The organism is Polaribacter sp. L3A8, from assembly GCF_009796785.1.
Taxonomy (GTDB): domain Bacteria; phylum Bacteroidota; class Bacteroidia; order Flavobacteriales; family Flavobacteriaceae; genus Polaribacter.
Genome location: NZ_CP047026.1, coordinates 405,829 through 421,918, shown reverse-complemented (window position 1 = coordinate 421,918; position 16,090 = coordinate 405,829). Strand labels below are relative to the sequence as shown.

Annotated in this window: 11 protein-coding genes; 3 read left to right on the top strand and 8 right to left on the bottom strand. The window is 31.5% G+C overall.

Annotation, left to right across the window (positions count from 1 at the left end):
- Window positions 1-11 precede the first annotated feature (11 nt).
- The 6 genes from GQR92_RS01410 to mce are packed head-to-tail and all read right to left on the bottom strand — an operon-like array spanning window position 12 to window position 5,474.
- Window positions 12-1,301: an acetyl-CoA hydrolase/transferase family protein gene (locus GQR92_RS01410; RefSeq protein ID WP_158837448.1), complete on the bottom strand. Its 1,290-nt coding sequence runs from the start codon at window positions 1,299-1,301 to the stop codon at window positions 12-14.
- Window positions 1,302-1,359: 58 nt separating this feature from the next.
- Entirely contained in the window at window positions 1,360-2,691 is a 1,332-nt protein-coding gene (locus GQR92_RS01405; protein WP_158837447.1) for a sodium ion-translocating decarboxylase subunit beta, read from the bottom strand.
- A gap of 10 nt (window positions 2,692-2,701) precedes the next feature.
- Window positions 2,702-3,121, bottom strand: a complete 420-nt coding sequence (locus GQR92_RS01400) for a biotin/lipoyl-containing protein (protein ID WP_158837446.1) — start codon at window positions 3,119-3,121, stop codon at window positions 2,702-2,704.
- Between the two features lie 3 nt (window positions 3,122-3,124).
- Window positions 3,125-3,484 carry an OadG family protein gene (locus tag GQR92_RS01395; RefSeq protein ID WP_158837445.1) on the bottom strand — a complete coding sequence of 120 codons (360 nt, stop codon included), beginning with the start codon at window positions 3,482-3,484 and terminating at the stop codon, window positions 3,125-3,127.
- On the bottom strand, window positions 3,484-5,043 hold the full coding sequence (locus tag GQR92_RS01390) for an acyl-CoA carboxylase subunit beta (protein ID WP_158837444.1): 1,560 nt from the start codon (window positions 5,041-5,043) through the stop codon (window positions 3,484-3,486). Before GQR92_RS01390 ends, GQR92_RS01395 begins: the two co-directional genes overlap by 1 nt.
- A 26-nt stretch (window positions 5,044-5,069) precedes the next feature.
- Window positions 5,070-5,474 (bottom strand): methylmalonyl-CoA epimerase, encoded by a 405-nt coding sequence (gene mce, locus GQR92_RS01385; protein ID WP_158837443.1) that lies wholly within the window; start codon window positions 5,472-5,474, stop codon window positions 5,070-5,072.
- A gap of 906 nt (window positions 5,475-6,380) precedes the next feature.
- On the opposite strand from mce, the gene GQR92_RS01380 reads away from it, so the two are divergent.
- From GQR92_RS01380 to GQR92_RS01370, 3 genes are read left to right on the top strand one after another with little or no spacing between them, the layout of a single operon-like run.
- Complete coding sequence (locus GQR92_RS01380; RefSeq protein WP_158837442.1) at window positions 6,381-9,713, top strand: transglutaminase family protein; 3,333 nt, start codon at window positions 6,381-6,383, stop codon at window positions 9,711-9,713.
- Between the two features lie 26 nt (window positions 9,714-9,739).
- Window positions 9,740-12,310, top strand: coding sequence for a circularly permuted type 2 ATP-grasp protein (locus tag GQR92_RS01375; RefSeq protein WP_233269939.1), 2,571 nt, complete (start codon window positions 9,740-9,742; stop codon window positions 12,308-12,310).
- A gap of 1 nt (window position 12,311) precedes the next feature.
- Entirely contained in the window at window positions 12,312-13,232 is a 921-nt protein-coding gene (locus tag GQR92_RS01370) for a transglutaminase family protein (RefSeq protein WP_158837441.1), read from the top strand.
- Between the two features lie 67 nt (window positions 13,233-13,299).
- Here GQR92_RS01370 and GQR92_RS01365 read toward each other — a convergent pair whose 3' ends face one another.
- On the bottom strand, window positions 13,300-14,349 hold the full coding sequence (locus GQR92_RS01365) for an alpha-E domain-containing protein (RefSeq protein ID WP_158837440.1): 1,050 nt from the start codon (window positions 14,347-14,349) through the stop codon (window positions 13,300-13,302).
- Window positions 14,350-14,355: 6 nt separating this feature from the next.
- Window positions 14,356-15,822: a circularly permuted type 2 ATP-grasp protein gene (locus GQR92_RS01360; RefSeq protein ID WP_158837439.1), complete on the bottom strand. Its 1,467-nt coding sequence runs from the start codon at window positions 15,820-15,822 to the stop codon at window positions 14,356-14,358.
- Window positions 15,823-16,090: the final 268 nt, after the last annotated feature.

The window sequence follows — 16,090 nt, the reverse complement described above, 5'->3', positions numbered from 1 at the left end:
ATTTAACTAATTTATTTTGTCATTAAACTACTTTTAAATCTTTCAAAAATTGCTTTATCCAATTCTTCTCTGTGATCTGGGTGTGCAATATCTCTTAGCGATTGCGCACGTTGTTTTAGGTTTCTACCAAACAGCTCTGCAATACCATATTCTGTAGCTACAAACCTTGCATGTGCACGCGTTGTTACTACACCTGCACCTACTTTTAAAACGGGCGTAATTTTAGAAACACCTTTACATGTTGTAGAAGTAATTGCACAGATAGGTTTTCCTCCTTCAGATAAAGCAGCTCCTCGCATAAAATCCATTTGACCACCAACACCAGAAAACATTCTCTGACCAATAGAATCTGCACAAATTTGCCCTGTTAAATCTACTTCTATAGCCGAGTTAATTGCAGTTACTTTTGGATTCTTACGAATGATAGAAGTATCATTAACATACGCAATATCATTCATTTCAATTTCTGGATTATCATCCATAAAATCATATAAACGCCTTGTTCCCATTGCAAAACCAGAAACAATTTTATACGGATTTGTATTCTTTTTAGAACCGTTTACAACACCGTTTTTAACCAAATCTACAATCCCTTCAGAAAACATTTCTGTATGTACCCCTAAGTTTTTGTGGTTGTGTAAAAAGGTTAAAACTGCATTTGGAATTCCACCAATCCCCATTTGAAGGGTTGCTCCGTCATCAATAATTTCTGCAATGTTTTTACCTATCGATTTTTCAATACCTGAAGGTTCTACAAATTTCATTTCGTAGATTTCTTCTTCTATTTCTACACATGCATCAAAATGTTTTAAATGTATTTGAGCATCTCCAAAAGTTCTAGGCATGCGCGAATTAATTTGAGCAATCACTTTTTTACCTCGTTCAATACCAGAAATAACAATGTCTACAGAAACTCCCAAAGAACAAAAACCATGTTTATCTGGTGGTGACACATTTACCAGTACCACATCTAAATCCATATAGCCTTGACGGAATAAACTTGGTATTTCACTTAAAAAAACAGGAATATAATCTACAGTATCACCCACCATTTTACGAATGTTACCACCAATAAAAAAAGCATTGGTATGAAAACTTTCTCTTAATTCTGGAGCAGTGTATCCACATGCTCCTTCAGTATGTAAATGAACAAGTTCAACATTTCTTAATTCTGGAGCTCTTTTAACCATGGCATTAATTAATGCTTGTGGCGTTGCAGAACCTCCTTGTATTAAAACTCTATTGTTAGATTTGATTAATTTAACAGCCTCATCTGCTGTCATCTTATTTGGTATTTTCATTTCATCAAAATTTAAAAATTGTTGTTTTGTTCATTTAAATAATTAAACGAACCGTTTTTTATCCTAAGAAACTTAGTATAATCCCCGCAGCAATTGCAGACCCAATAACTCCCGCTACATTTGGCGCCATGGCGTGCATTAATAAATAATTACTGGAATCATATTTTAATCCCTCAGTATGTACAACTCTTGCACTATCTGGTACTGCAGATACACCTGCTGCACCAATTAATGGATTAATTTTATTATCGCCTTTTAAGAATCTATTCATAAATCGAGCAAATAATAAACCTCCACAAGTAGCAATCACAAATGATATGGCTCCTAAACCAAATATTAACAAAGAATCTTTAGTAATAAAGATGTCTGCCTGTGTAGAAGCACCTACAGTAACCCCTAGTAAAATGGTTACAATGTCTATTAATTTAGTTCTTGCTGTATCTGCTAACCTTTCTGTTCTGCCAGATTCTTTAAGTAAATTACCAAAGAATAACATACCTAATAACGGTAATGCACTCGGAGAAATGAACGTTGTTAAAATTAAAGCTACCACAGGGAAAATCATTTTTTCCTTTTGACTAACAGCTCTTGGTGGTTTCATTTTAATTTTTCTATCCTCTTTAGAGATTAACATTCTCATTAAAGGAGGTTGAATTACAGGCACCAATGCCATGTAAGAATAGGCTGCAATAGCAATAGGCCCAATTAGATTTTTTACCGTAGTACCATCTGCCATTATATTAACTCCATTGGCTAATTTAGAAGAAAGAAAAATAGCTGTTGGTCCATCTGCACCACCAATAATACCAATTGCACCTGCTTCTGGAAGGTTAAACCCTAAATACAATGCTCCCATAAAAGTAGCAAAAACCCCAATTTGAGCAGCAGCACCTAAAAGCATTAATTTTGGATTTGCAATTAAAGATGAAAAATCTGTCATTGCACCAATTCCTAAAAAAATTAATGGCGGATAAATTCCTTTTACCACCCCAAAATAAAGAAAGTTTAACACAGATCCTGTCTCATAGATTCCGGTTTGATTTCCGGCGACAAAAGGGATGTTTCCTATAATAACACCAGCACCAATAGGTATTAACAGTAAGGGCTCGTAATCATATTTAATACCTAAGTAGATAAATACAATTCCGATTATAATCATTATTAAGTTTCCTGATGTTGCATTTGCAAAACCGGTGTACCCATAAAATGTTTTAATCCCTTTAAGCGCTCCATCAAAAACACCTTGTTGTGGTGATGCTTTATCAACCTGCGTAGTAGAAACCGTAGCATCGTTTAAGCTGTCGGTGTTCGAATTTGTGTCAAAACCTAATACTGGTCTTATAAAGATCAATAAAGATAGAACACAAAATATTAATATTACTTTTTTCATGTTTTGTATTTTATTCTAGTTCTATCATTAATTCATCATGCAATACTTGCTGACCAACGCTAATTTTTATAGCCGTAATTGTACCAGCATTTTCACAAACAATACTATTTTCCATTTTCATTGCTTCTAAAACAAGCACTCTGTCTCCTACCTTAAGTGTATCTCCTACTTTTACATCGATAGATAATACAACACCAGGAATTGGGGCTACAATACGTGTTTTTTGAGACTTAGGATTTACTTTTAGAGGCTCTGCAGGTCTAAGCGATGCAGCACGAACTAAAGTAGGAGTTTTAGATTTTTTAATCTCCTCGTTCATTTTCACCTCATATAAAGTACCATTAACTTCTAGGTTAATAATATTGTCTTCATGTGACTTTATATTAACGGTGTAACCGTTATCGTTTACTTTAAATTTATAGCTTTTCATTTGTTATAATCTATTTTGAATTCCGTAAATTTTAGAACTCCAAGGTGAATATGTTTTTTTAACTTGTTTAATTGTTAAAATTGCGCTTTCATGATCATGCTGTTCACTTGTATACATGTGAATTGCAGCTCCTATAACCGCAGAAATTTCTCCTGTGAAATTGCTATCTTTTTTTATTTTAATTTCACTAACTTTTTTGTCCTTTCCTTTGGTAATTATGTTATACACATAAAGCATTACAGGCAATCCATAATTAAAAACAAGTGCAAGTGTTACCAAGGCACTAAAAACAATGAATAACCCAGTAAATAAGATAACGTAACCTTCACTTATTGTGTTTGTATTTATTAGTAGATATGTCATTATAATGGAATATTTGAGTGTTTTTTTGGAGGGTTTACATCTTTTTTATTTTGAAGTAATTCTAAAGCTCTAACAATTCTAAAACGGGTGTTTCTTGGCTCAATTACATCATCTATAAACCCATATTTTGCTGCCATATAAGGATTGGCAAACTTCTCTGTATACTCATCCTCTTTTTTCTGAATGTACTCTTGTTTTTCTCCAGCATCTTCTATTTTTCTAATATTAGATCCTTCTAAAACCTCAACAGCTCCCTTTGCTCCCATTACCGCAATTTCTGCAGTTGGCCATGCATAATTTACATCACCCCTTAGTTGCTTGCAACTCATTACATCGTGCGCACCACCATAAGATTTACGCAAAGTAATAGTTACTTTAGGTACCGTAGCTTCTCCATAAGCAAACAATAATTTTGCTCCATGTAAAATAATTCCTCCATATTCTTGACCAGTACCTGGTAAGAATCCTGGAACATCAACAAGCGTTACAATTGCAATATTAAAAGCATCACAAAAACGTACAAAACGAGCCGCTTTTCTTGATGCATCAATATCTAAAACACCTGCATAATATTTTGGTTGATTGGCAACAATACCAACCGGACGACCATTAAACCTTGCAAAACCTACACAAATATTACGTGCATAATTTCTATGCACTTCTGTAAACTCTCCGTTGTCTGCAAGTATTGATATTACATCAACAATGTCATAAGGTTGATTTGGATTTTCTGGAATAATTTCATTTAAAGCATCATCTAATCGATCAATAGGATCATTACATGCAATTATTGGTGGTTCTTCTAAATTGTTTGCAGGCATATAACTTAACAACTTGCGAACGAGCAATAAATTTTCTTCATCATTTGCTGCTAAGAAATGAGAAACACCAGATCTAGTAGAATGAATTTTAGCACCTCCTAGTTCTTCTGCTGTAACCACTTCTCCAGTTACCGATTTTACTACTTTTGGACCAGTAACAAACATATAACTTGTATTTTCTGTCATAATAGTAAAGTCTGTTAATGCCGGAGAATAAACCGCTCCACCAGCACAAGGTCCTAAAATTGACGAAATTTGAGGAATGACCCCAGATGCCATAATGTTTCTTTGAAAAATTTCTGCATAACCAGCTAAAGACCTTACTCCCTCTTGAATACGTGCGCCACCAGAATCGTTTAATCCGATAACCGGAACCCCAATTTTCATAGCCATATCCATTACCTTACAAATCTTTAAAGCATAGGTTTCAGACAATGAACCTCCGAAAACAGTAAAATCTTGCGCAAAGACATAAACAATTCTTCCGTCTATTGTACCGTGCCCTGTAACCACACCATCAGAAAGATAAATTTGTTTATCCAACCCAAAAGATTTTGTTCGGTGGGTTACAAACATGTCAAACTCTTCAAAACTATCTTCGTCTAAAAGAATATCTATACGTTCTCGTGCTGTTAATTTACCTTTGGCGTGTTGAGAATCGATACGTTTTTCTCCTCCCCCCATTTTAGCTTCTGCTCTTTTTTCTATGAGCTCGTTAATTTTATCTTGATTTGCCATTATTATTTATGTATTTTTCTTGTCGATTATTCTTTAGAACAAAGTTCTGTAAGTACTCCTAATGTAGATTTTGGATGTAAGAAACCAATATTTAGTCCTTCTGCTCCTTTTCTAGAAACTTTATCAACCAACCTCACTCCTCGTTTCTCTGCTGTTTTTAACGCTTCTGTTGCATTGGGGACGGCAAAAGCAATATGATGAATGCCAGCTCCTTTCTTTTCTATAAACTTACCAATGGGTCCATCCGGAGAAGTACTTTCTAATAGTTCAATTTTTGTATTACCTACCAAAAAAAAGGCTGTCTTAACCTTTTGGTCAGCAACCTCTTCTATAGAATAACACTTCAATCCTAAGACCTCTTCATAGTATTTTATTGATTCCTCTAAATTATCAACAGCAATACCTAAATGCTCTATATGTGAAATATTCATAACTTCGATATTTTAATTTCCTCAAATTTAGCTTACATATATATTTTAGACTATGATAGTTGTCATGTTCCTAGACAATTAAAAGCAGTTGTATATTTAACAAAAAAGAAAAAAACTAACCATGCTATTCTCACGATTCTATTCTATTATTAAGTTATTATAAAAAAGGTAAACTACTCACTGTCAATTAGATTAAAAAAAACTTTTACATTTTACCTACTACGTAGAGTGATTATTGATATTTCTTCTTTTATTACGTGTTTTAAAATAGGTATCTACTTTCTTTCTTAAGCTTTTGGGAAAGCTAGGATGAAGGTCTCTTGATGATTAGGGGTTGTCGATGATAGCTGTTTTTTTAATTCAGGTAAAAATTAGAAGGAAACAGATAATTTGTCAATTTTAAAAACCTATTTTATAAGTATCCAAAGTAGTTATAGTGACAATTATAATTACAACTCCAAAATAATTCTTGTTTACACATCTAAGATCATGAGGTTTTATTTAAATTTTTGCAAATAAATAATTTGAATAATTAAATGTCTTCTACTTTATATATCGTTAAATTCTTTTTCTCTGATAAAACAACATCAAATCACTATATTATCATTTTAACAATAAATTTGCGTAAATATTATTACTACATCAATAAAATAAACAAATACAATGTAATTAATTAAGGTTTTACATTTTTTTATTAGTAAATTTATAAAAAATATAATCGAAACAAAATGATATTAAAAATTGAGCTATTATTTAGTGATAATCTTTTTAAGACTCATTTTTATTGAAAAATTTAAGCGTATTTAGAATAATAAATACTTAAATTTGTCCGCGTTTTTTTTCGCTTTATTTATAATAAGTTATCTAAAATTAACTCGCTAATTTGCACTCATAATATCTGTATATATGGCATTAAAAATCGTAATATCACACAAGACTACTTATAAGTATGATAGAAAAGTATCCTTATCTCCTCATATTTTTAGACTTAGACCAGCACCACACTCTAGAACTCCCATAGAATCGTACTCAATTAAAATTACGCCAGAAGAACAATTTTTTAACTGGCAACAAGATCCTTTTGGTAATTATGTTGCTCGTTTGGTTTTTCCTGAGAAAACGGATGAAATGTCTATTGATGTTGAGATTATTGCAGATTTAAAAACGATAAACCCTTTTGATTTCTTTATTGAAGAATATGCCGAAGAATATCCGTTTGTATATACAGAAACAGTTAAGAAAGAGTTACAGCCTTATTTAGAAATTACAGATAAAGGGAAATTATTAGAAGAATTTATAAAAACATTAGATTATACGCCTAGAAAAACTATTTATTTTTTGATTGATATCAACCAGAAAATTTACGAGTTTTTAAATTATAATATTAGAATGGATCCGGGTGTTCAAAGTTGTGAAGAAACTTTGAATCAGAAAAATGGATCTTGTAGAGATTATGCATGGTTATTTGTGCAAACTCTACGTCACTTAGGTTTTGGAGCACGTTTTGTTTCTGGATATTTAGTGCAATTAAAATCTGATGAAAAGTCTTTAGATGGCCCTTCTGGTCCAGAAGAAGATTTTACAGATTTACACGCTTGGGCAGAAGTTTATTTGCCAGGTGCTGGTTGGATTGGTTTTGACGCTACTTCTGGTCTTTTGGCTAGTGAAGGTCATATTCCGTTAGCCTGTACACCTTCTTTTGAAAGTGCTGCGCCAGTTTCTGGAATGACAGATAAATGTGAAACTGAATTCTTTTTTGAGAACAAAGTGACACGAATTTTAGAATCTCCAAGAGTTACAAAACCGTATACAGAAGAACAATGGAAAGAAGTATACAAACTAGGTAATAAAGTAGAGAAGCAATTAGAAAAGGGTGATGTAAGATTAACAATGGGTGGCGAACCTACCTTTATTTCTATTGATGATTTAGAATCTCCAGAGTGGAATACAACCGCAGATGGACCAAATAAAAGAAAATTAGCTGGCGATTTAACCAAAGGTTTATATGACAAATTTGGTAACGGAGCTGTTTTACATCATGCACAAGGAAAATGGTATCCTGGAGAGCCTTTACCAAGATGGCAAATAGAAATTTGCTGGCGTAAAGATGGTAGACCAATTTGGTATAACAAAAAGTATTTATCTAGCTATGCTGATAACCCTATTGTACCAGAAAATTCTGATAAATTATTTTTAGAAACACTTACCAAATATTTACGTGTTTCTACAGAACATATTTTACCAAGTTACGAAGATCCTTTTTATCATTTATGGGAACAAGGAAATTTACCTATAGATATAGATCCTGCAAAGGACAAAGACGGTTCTTTAGCGCGTAAAAAATTACATGAAATTTATGAAAAAGGAGCATCTACACCTGTTGGTCATTTACTTCCTTTAAATAAAACAGAAGATAAATGGTTTACCAGTGCTTGGACTTTTAGAAGACAGCACATCTTTTTAACTCCAGGGAATTCTCCTATGGGATTAAGATTGCCTTTAGATTCATTAATGGAAAAACCAGAACATGAAGTTTTTCCAATTTATGAACCCGATTTATTTTCTAAAAAGAAACGTTTACCAAGTTTTAAAAATATTGTAAAGAAAAGATATCAAGATTTTTTAGATTTTGGACTAGAATTAAACCAACCAAACTATTTTGTACGTACTGCACTTTGTGCAGAAATTAGAGAAGATAAATTGTATTTATTTTTACCTCCTTTAGAAACGGCAGAAATGTTTTTAGATTTAATTGCTGCCATAGAAATTACAGCAAAAGAATTAAATGTACCTGTTATTATGGAAGGTTATGAACCTCCTCATGACAATAGATTAGAATCTCTAAAAATAACACCAGACCCTGCTGTTATAGAGGTTAATGTACACCCAGTTACCAATTGGGAAGACTTATGTAAAAACACATTTACTTTTTACAACGAGGCTAAAAAAGCAAGATTAGGTACAGAAAAGTTTATGCTAGATGGTAAACATACAGGAACTGGTGGTGGAAACCACGTTACTTTAGGAGGTACAAGTCCTGCAGACAGTCCTTTATTACGTAAACCAAGTTTGTTACGTAGTTTGTTAACTTTTTGGCAACATCACCCAGGATTAACGTATTTATTCTCTGGTTCTTTTGTGGGGCCAACAAGTCAGGCACCAAGAGTAGATGAAGCTCGTTTAGACAACTTATACGAGTTAGAAATTGCCTTTAATCAAATTCCGAAAGATGGAGAAGTTCCTTTTTGGTTAACCGATAGATTGTTTAGACATTTATTAACCGATTTAACGGGTAATACGCACAGAGCAGAATTTTGTATTGATAAACTATACTCGCCAGATTCTTCTACAGGAAGATTAGGTATTTTAGAGTTACGTGGTTTTGATATGCCTCCGCATCCAAAAATGAGTTTGGTACAAATGCTATTGGTTAGAACCTTAGTAGCTTGGTTTTGGAAAAAACCTTACGAACATAATTTAGTACGTTGGGGAACAGAATTACATGATAAATTCTTAATAGAACATTATGTAAGAGAAGACATTAAAGACATTGTAGATCAATTAAATAAAGCGGGTTACGACTTTAAAGAAGATTGGTTCGATCCATTTTTCGAATTTAGATTCCCATTACATGGGATGGTAGACATTAATAATATTCATTTAGAATTAAGAGCTGGTATAGAACCTTGGAATGTTTTAGGTGAAGAAATGACTGGTGGAGGAACTGCTAGATATGTAGATTCTTCTTTAGAAAGACTACAAGTAAAAGTTTCTAATTTTAATGAAGACCGCTTTGTATTAAGTTGTAACGGTGTTAAAGTGCAATTAAATAGTACTGGTGTTCATGGAGAATATGTTGCAGGTGTGCGTTATAAAGCTTGGGATCCTTTCTCTGCTTTACACCCAACAATACCTGTAGATACTCCGCTTGTTTTTGATATTGTAGATACTTGGAACAAACGCTCTATTGGTGGTTGTACTTATTTTGTGGCACATCCAGGAGGTAGATCTTATGACGAATATCCAGTAAATAGTTATGAAGCAGAATCAAGACGAATAAATCGCTTCTGGGAATTTGGACACACACAAGGTGAAATTGACCCTGTAGAAAGTATCAACCCAAATACAGAAAGCACAAGTAGAAGTGTAGAACAAAACAGTAGCTCTAAACGATTTAAGTTTAAAGAGTTGCCTGTTAATTTTGAATTTCCTTATACTTTAGATTTAAGAAAAAAGTAAGGAAATTTTTATAGGTAGTGTGAATTATGATGATAGAAGACAAGAAAGTTGAAAAGACAATTTTATATGATTATTTTTTAAATAAAACGAAATATGACGAATTATTAATCTCTAAGATGGACGAAAAATCGGATTGGAAAATTTTATTAGACAATTTACAAAAAATTGGTCCCAAAGAATTAGCTTCTAAACAAGCTGATATAGATTGGCTTTTAGCAGAAAACGGTGTTACTTACAATGTATATAATGATCCTAAAGGATTAAATAGACCTTGGAATTTAAATGTTGTGCCGTTTATGATTCATCAAAATGAATGGACAGAAGTTGAGAAAGGAATTCAACAAAGATCTGAGCTTTTAGACCTAATTTTAAAAGATTTATATGGTAAACGTGAATTGCTTAAAAACGGAATTATTCCGCCAGAAGTAATTTATGCACATAGAGGTTTTTTACGTTCTTGCGATCAAATAGAATATAAAACAGCAAAACAATTATTGGTACATGCTGTAGATTTAGCGAGAGGTCCAGATGGAAGAATGTGGGTTGTTAATGATAGAACACAAGCTCCTTCTGGTATGGGATATGCTTTAGAAAATAGATTTTCTACAAGTAAAATTATACCTGAAATATTTAACAACATCAATGTAAAGCAACCTTCTACTTTCTTTAATGATTTTAACAAATTATTGTTGAATGTTGCTCCGTCTAATAAAGAAAACCCAATGGTGGTTATTTTAACACCAGGACCACATAATGAAACTTATTTTGAACATTCTTTTTTATCTTCATTTTTAGGGCATCCTTTGGTAAAAGGAAATGATTTAGTGGTAAGACACGGTAAAGTTTGGTTAAAATCTTTAAAGGGATTAAAACAAGTTGATGTTATTTTAAGACGTGTAGATGATAATTTTATGGATCCTTTAGAATTAAAGGAAGACTCTTATTTAGGAGTTGCAGGTTTATTAGAAGTAGTTCGTTTACAAAATGTTGCCATCGTAAACCCTATTGGAAGTGGTATTTTAGAAAACCCTGCCCTTATTCCATTTATGGAAAACATCTGTGAATTCTTCTTAAAAGAAAAATTGATTTTACCACAAATTGCTTCGTGGTGGTGCGGACAAGAAAAAGAACGAAAACATGTACTAGAAGACCTGCCCTCTTATGTGGTAAAAAGAATTGACAGATCGCATAGAGAACATATTTATTTCTGTGAGTTTTTAAGTAAAGAAGAACTTAAAGATTTAAAAGCAGAAATATTAGAAAACCCAAATAGATTTGTTGCTCAAGAAAAAATATCTTTTTCTACAGCACCAAATTTTGTAGAAGACAAGTTAGAACCTCGTAAAATTTTATGTAGAACTTTTTCTATAGCAAAAGATAATGGTTATAGCGTAATGCCTGGTGGTTTAGTTAGGGTTGCAACAGAACGAGAAGATTTATTTGTATCTAACCATAGAGGAGGAACCAGTAAAGATTTTTGGATTGTTTGTGATAAAAAACAAAATTATTTACAAAACTATTCTTGGAACAAAACAACCTCTAAGCACACAGAAAGTATTAATGATGTGCCAAGTAATACTGCCGAAAATTTATATTGGTCTGGTAGATATTTAGGTAGAACATTGTTTACTGCAAGGTATTTAAGAATGGTTTTAAACCAAATGACGCATGTACAATATAACAACGATCGGAAATCAGAATCAGAAAGTTTAAAAATATTATTTCAATCTATTACTAACATAACGTCTACATTTCCTGGTTTTACAGGAGAAAAAGCAGAAGAAGCTTTAAAAAATCCGTTAAAAGAAATTAAAGCACTTACTTTAGATACCCAAAGAATAGGTGGTTTTGCACAGTCTATGCAAAGCTTTAACAACTCTTATTATTCTTTAAGAAACTTGTGGTCTAAAGATATGTGGCGCGTTTTTGATGGAATACAGAAACAATTGGTCAAATTAAAAGAAGAAGAAGATTACTCTGCTACTACCTTATCTAAATTTTTTGATAAAATTATTACCAGACTAATTGCATTTATGGCTTTAACAGAAGAAAGTATTTTAGTAAGACAAGGACTACTACTCTACTTTATTGGTTTGCAGGTAGAGCAAGCTTCTATGACCATAGAAAAATTTAGATCTTTAATTATTGTAAATTATAATGAAGAATTAGAATACGAAATTTTAGAATCGCTTTTAAATAGTCATGAAAGTTTAAATATTTATAGATACAGTTACAAATCTTATTTAAGTATAGAAAACGTACTGAAATTATTACTTTTAGATAAAGAGTATTCTAGATCTTTAATGTACCAAGTACAACGAATGAAGAAAGATATTGATAGATTACCTAATACAAATGTATCGATAGAAATGACCGATTGTCAAAAAAATATTGAATCAGTTATTGACAAAATACAAAGTTTATCATTAGAAGAAATTTTAGAAATTGATGAAACTTCTAATATGCGTAAGAATTTAGATGAATTATTATCTGATTTAAGCGATTTATTACACACTACTTCTTTGTCTGTTTCAGACACATACTTTAACCACTCTCAACAACAGAAACAGTTGGTAGATAGAAAAATTTCTAATTAATATGATTTTTGATCTTTGGCACAAAACAAAATATAGTTATGAAAACGGAGCTTCCTTTTGCCATAACATAACCACCTTAAAACCTAAAAGTTTTAAAGGACAAGCTGTTTTAGAATACGTATTAGAAATAAGTCCGACTCCGACAGACATTTCTGAAAGAATAGATTTTTTTGGTAATACGGTTACACGCTTTTCTATACAGCAAAATCATGAAGAACTAATTGTTATCGCACGTAGTAAAGTTGCTAGAGATTACAACCTTCAAATAGAAGGAGAAAATTTTGTGGAAGGAAAAAAAGTGACTGTAGAAGAATCTTTAAAATTATTAAAAGGAATACAACCAGACATTATTGAAGCAAGACAATTTGTATTAGGCTCTCCATTAATTTCTGATATGAGTGCTGTAATTAAAGAATATGCATTGGTTTCTTTTAAACCAGAAAGATCTTTATATGAAGCTTCTTATGAATTAATGCAACGTATTTTTACCGATTTTGATTTTGTTTCTGGTTTTACAAACATAGCTACACCATTAAAAGAAGTAATGAAAGAGAAAAAAGGTGTTTGCCAAGATTTTGCGCAAATTGCCATTGCTTGTGTTAGGTCTATGGGCTTACCTGCAAGATATGTTAGTGGTTATATAGAAACAGTAGCACCAGAAGGTAAAGAAAAATTGATTGGTACAGATGCTTCTCATGCTTGGTTTTCTGTATTTATACCTACTTTGGGTTGGGTAGATTTTGACCCTACCAACAATCAAATACCAAAAAATCAACATATTGTAGTTGCACATGGTAGAGATTATTATGATGTACCTCCATTAAAAGGTGTAATTTATAGTACAGGTAAAAGCAAAATGGATGTTTCTGTAGATTTAAGACCAACAAAAAATAATCAAAGTCAGTATCAAACTCAATTTTAAACTAAAAAATTATCTTTTTGTTCATTTTGATATTTTTTATCAAAATGAACAAAAAGAATATAAACACTTATTTTTGTTTTTGCTTTTGAGTTACTTCCTTTTCAGCTTTCACTTCTTCTTCCTCTATTTTTTCATCATTACTTCCTTGTTGTTCTTTTACAAAACTAGGGTCTGTAATATTAAAATAATTCTCTTCTAGTTTAGATGCTATTAATACTAATTTCTCTATTAAATCAGCAATAAACTCCTCTAAATTATCATCGATATCAGTAAATAATTTATACTCAAACTCAGCTTTCATTTTACCAATTAAAAAAGCGGCAGAATCATTTGATATCACTTTATCTTTAGAAATAATACAGATATATTTATAAATTTGAGCTAAACAATTTTTTATAGATCTTGGGCATTTTTCATTTAAAATAATAAACTCTAAGGCTGTTTTTCTAGTAGGCGTTTTTTTATAGTAACGACGCATCATATCGTGCGTAGAAACACATTTTAAAAGTGTAGACCATTGGTAATTATCTGCTAAATCTCCATAAAGTTCTTTTGAAGCAGCAACATCACTTAGTTTAGAATTTATAATTCTTGATACCTGAATGGCTCTTTCTAAATAAACTCCCAACATAATAATAGCATATACTTCATCATGTAAAAGTGTACTTTTAATTTTACTTCTTACATCTGATGCAGACTGTGTTACAATAGACGTAAAATCATACAAGCCACTTTTTACAAATAGCTCTATTGGATATGCTTTAATTCTATGGTTAACGGTATTAATACATTCAAATAATTCAGTGGAAATTAAATCTCTAGAACTTCGAGCATTTTCATGCGCATTTGCAAATGTATTTACAACAGAATAAGGTTTTTCTAAATTTAACCCAACATTAAATAAAACAGCTTCTTCATCTAATGTAATATCTGCATCTATAATTTCATTTGCAGACATGTACATTACAGAACGCAATACAAATTGTCTAGATTGTGATAATTCATCTGGTGCATCTAAAGAAGAAAAATAATTGACGTTTAAAAACCTTGCTAAGTGCTCTGAACGTTCAATATATCTTCCCATCCAAAAAAGGTTATTGGCTACTCTTGCTAACATATTTCTTTATTTTTTTAAAACCCAAGTGTCTTTTGAACCACCACCTTGAGATGAATTTACTATTAAATTTCCTTTTTTAAGCGCAACTCTAGACAACCCTCCTTTTAATACAAAATCGATGTCTTTTCCTAATAAAGTAAAAGTTCTTAAATCTACGTGTCTAGACTCAAAAGACTCATTTTCATCCACATACGTTGGGTGTGTAGATAAAGACATAATAGGTTGTGCTATGTATTTTCTAGGGTCTGCTAATATTGTCTTTTTAACTTTTTCAATTTCTTCTTTTGTTAATTTACTACCAATAGAAATTCCATATCCACCAGACTCATCAACAGGTTTTACAACCAACTTATCAATGTTTTCTAGCACATACTTTAATTCGTCTTTTCTACTACAATGATAGGTGTGTACATTATTTAAAATAGGTTCTTCATCTAAATAGTATTTAATAATTTCTGGCATATACGTATAAACAGCTTTATCATCTGCAACACCTGTACCGGGTGCATTTACTAAAGTTACGTTTCCTTTTAAATACACAGAAAACAACCCAGGAACTCCCAACATAGAATCCTTTTTAAAGACTAGAGGATCTATAAATAAATCATCTATTCTTCTATAAATAACATCTACTTTTTCTGGCCCATAAATAGTTCTCATATATACAAATCCATTTTCTACAAACAGATCTCGTCCTTCTACTAAAACAACACCCATTTGTTTTGCTAAAAAGGAATGCTCATAATAAGCAGAGTTATAAACACCAGGCGTAATAATAACACAAACAGGAGCATCTACTCCATTCGGTTTTACAGATTCCATGGTTTCTAATAACTTAGAACCATAATCTACAACAGTATGTGCATTGTATTGATTAAAAACACCAAACAACGCGTGTTTTACAGCAGTTCTATTTCCAATGACATAACTCACACCAGAAGGACATCTAATATTATCTTCTAAAACATAATAATTACCATCAGAATGTTTTATTAAATCGGTACCAGAAATATGATTATAAATTCCTCCAGGAGGATCTAACCCAATCATTTGAGGTAAAAAGTTGACAGAAGATTTAATTAAATCTTCTGGTACAATACCTTGTTTTATAATTTTCTGATCATGATAAAGGTCCCAAAGAAAAAGATTTAGCGCTTTGCTTCTTTGCAAAACACCTTTTTCTATGGTCGTCCATTCTTTATTATTAATAATTCTTGGAAATAAATCGAAAGGAAAAATTTTCTCTTTTACCTCCTTCTCACCATAAACCTGAAACGTAATTCCTAAATTAAAAAAAGAATCTTTTGCCTTTTTATTTAAACGATCGAATTCTGACACAGAATAAGATCCAAATAAATTATACAAAGTTTTATAAACTTCTCTTATTTCATTATTCTTATTAAAGAGCTCATCATAAAATCTAGAATCTAATTCGTAAGTTGAAAATAGCGGTAGTGTTGTAGTTTTTTTCAAATCTTATAATTTTTTAGTAAATATAAATTAGTTTTATGAAAATATCAATGATTTTTAAATTATGTTGCGATTATTGTAATAGTAATTTTATTTCATTTATTTTTTTACAGTAATAATAATAAATTGATACCAAATCTTTAATAAATCAACAATAAGGATATAATTGATATGCATTTATTTGTTAAAAAGACGAAAACAATAGTGAAATCTATAAAAAACAACAATAAAAGCGCTTTTTTTAATTAAAAAACCTGCATTTAGGTACTTT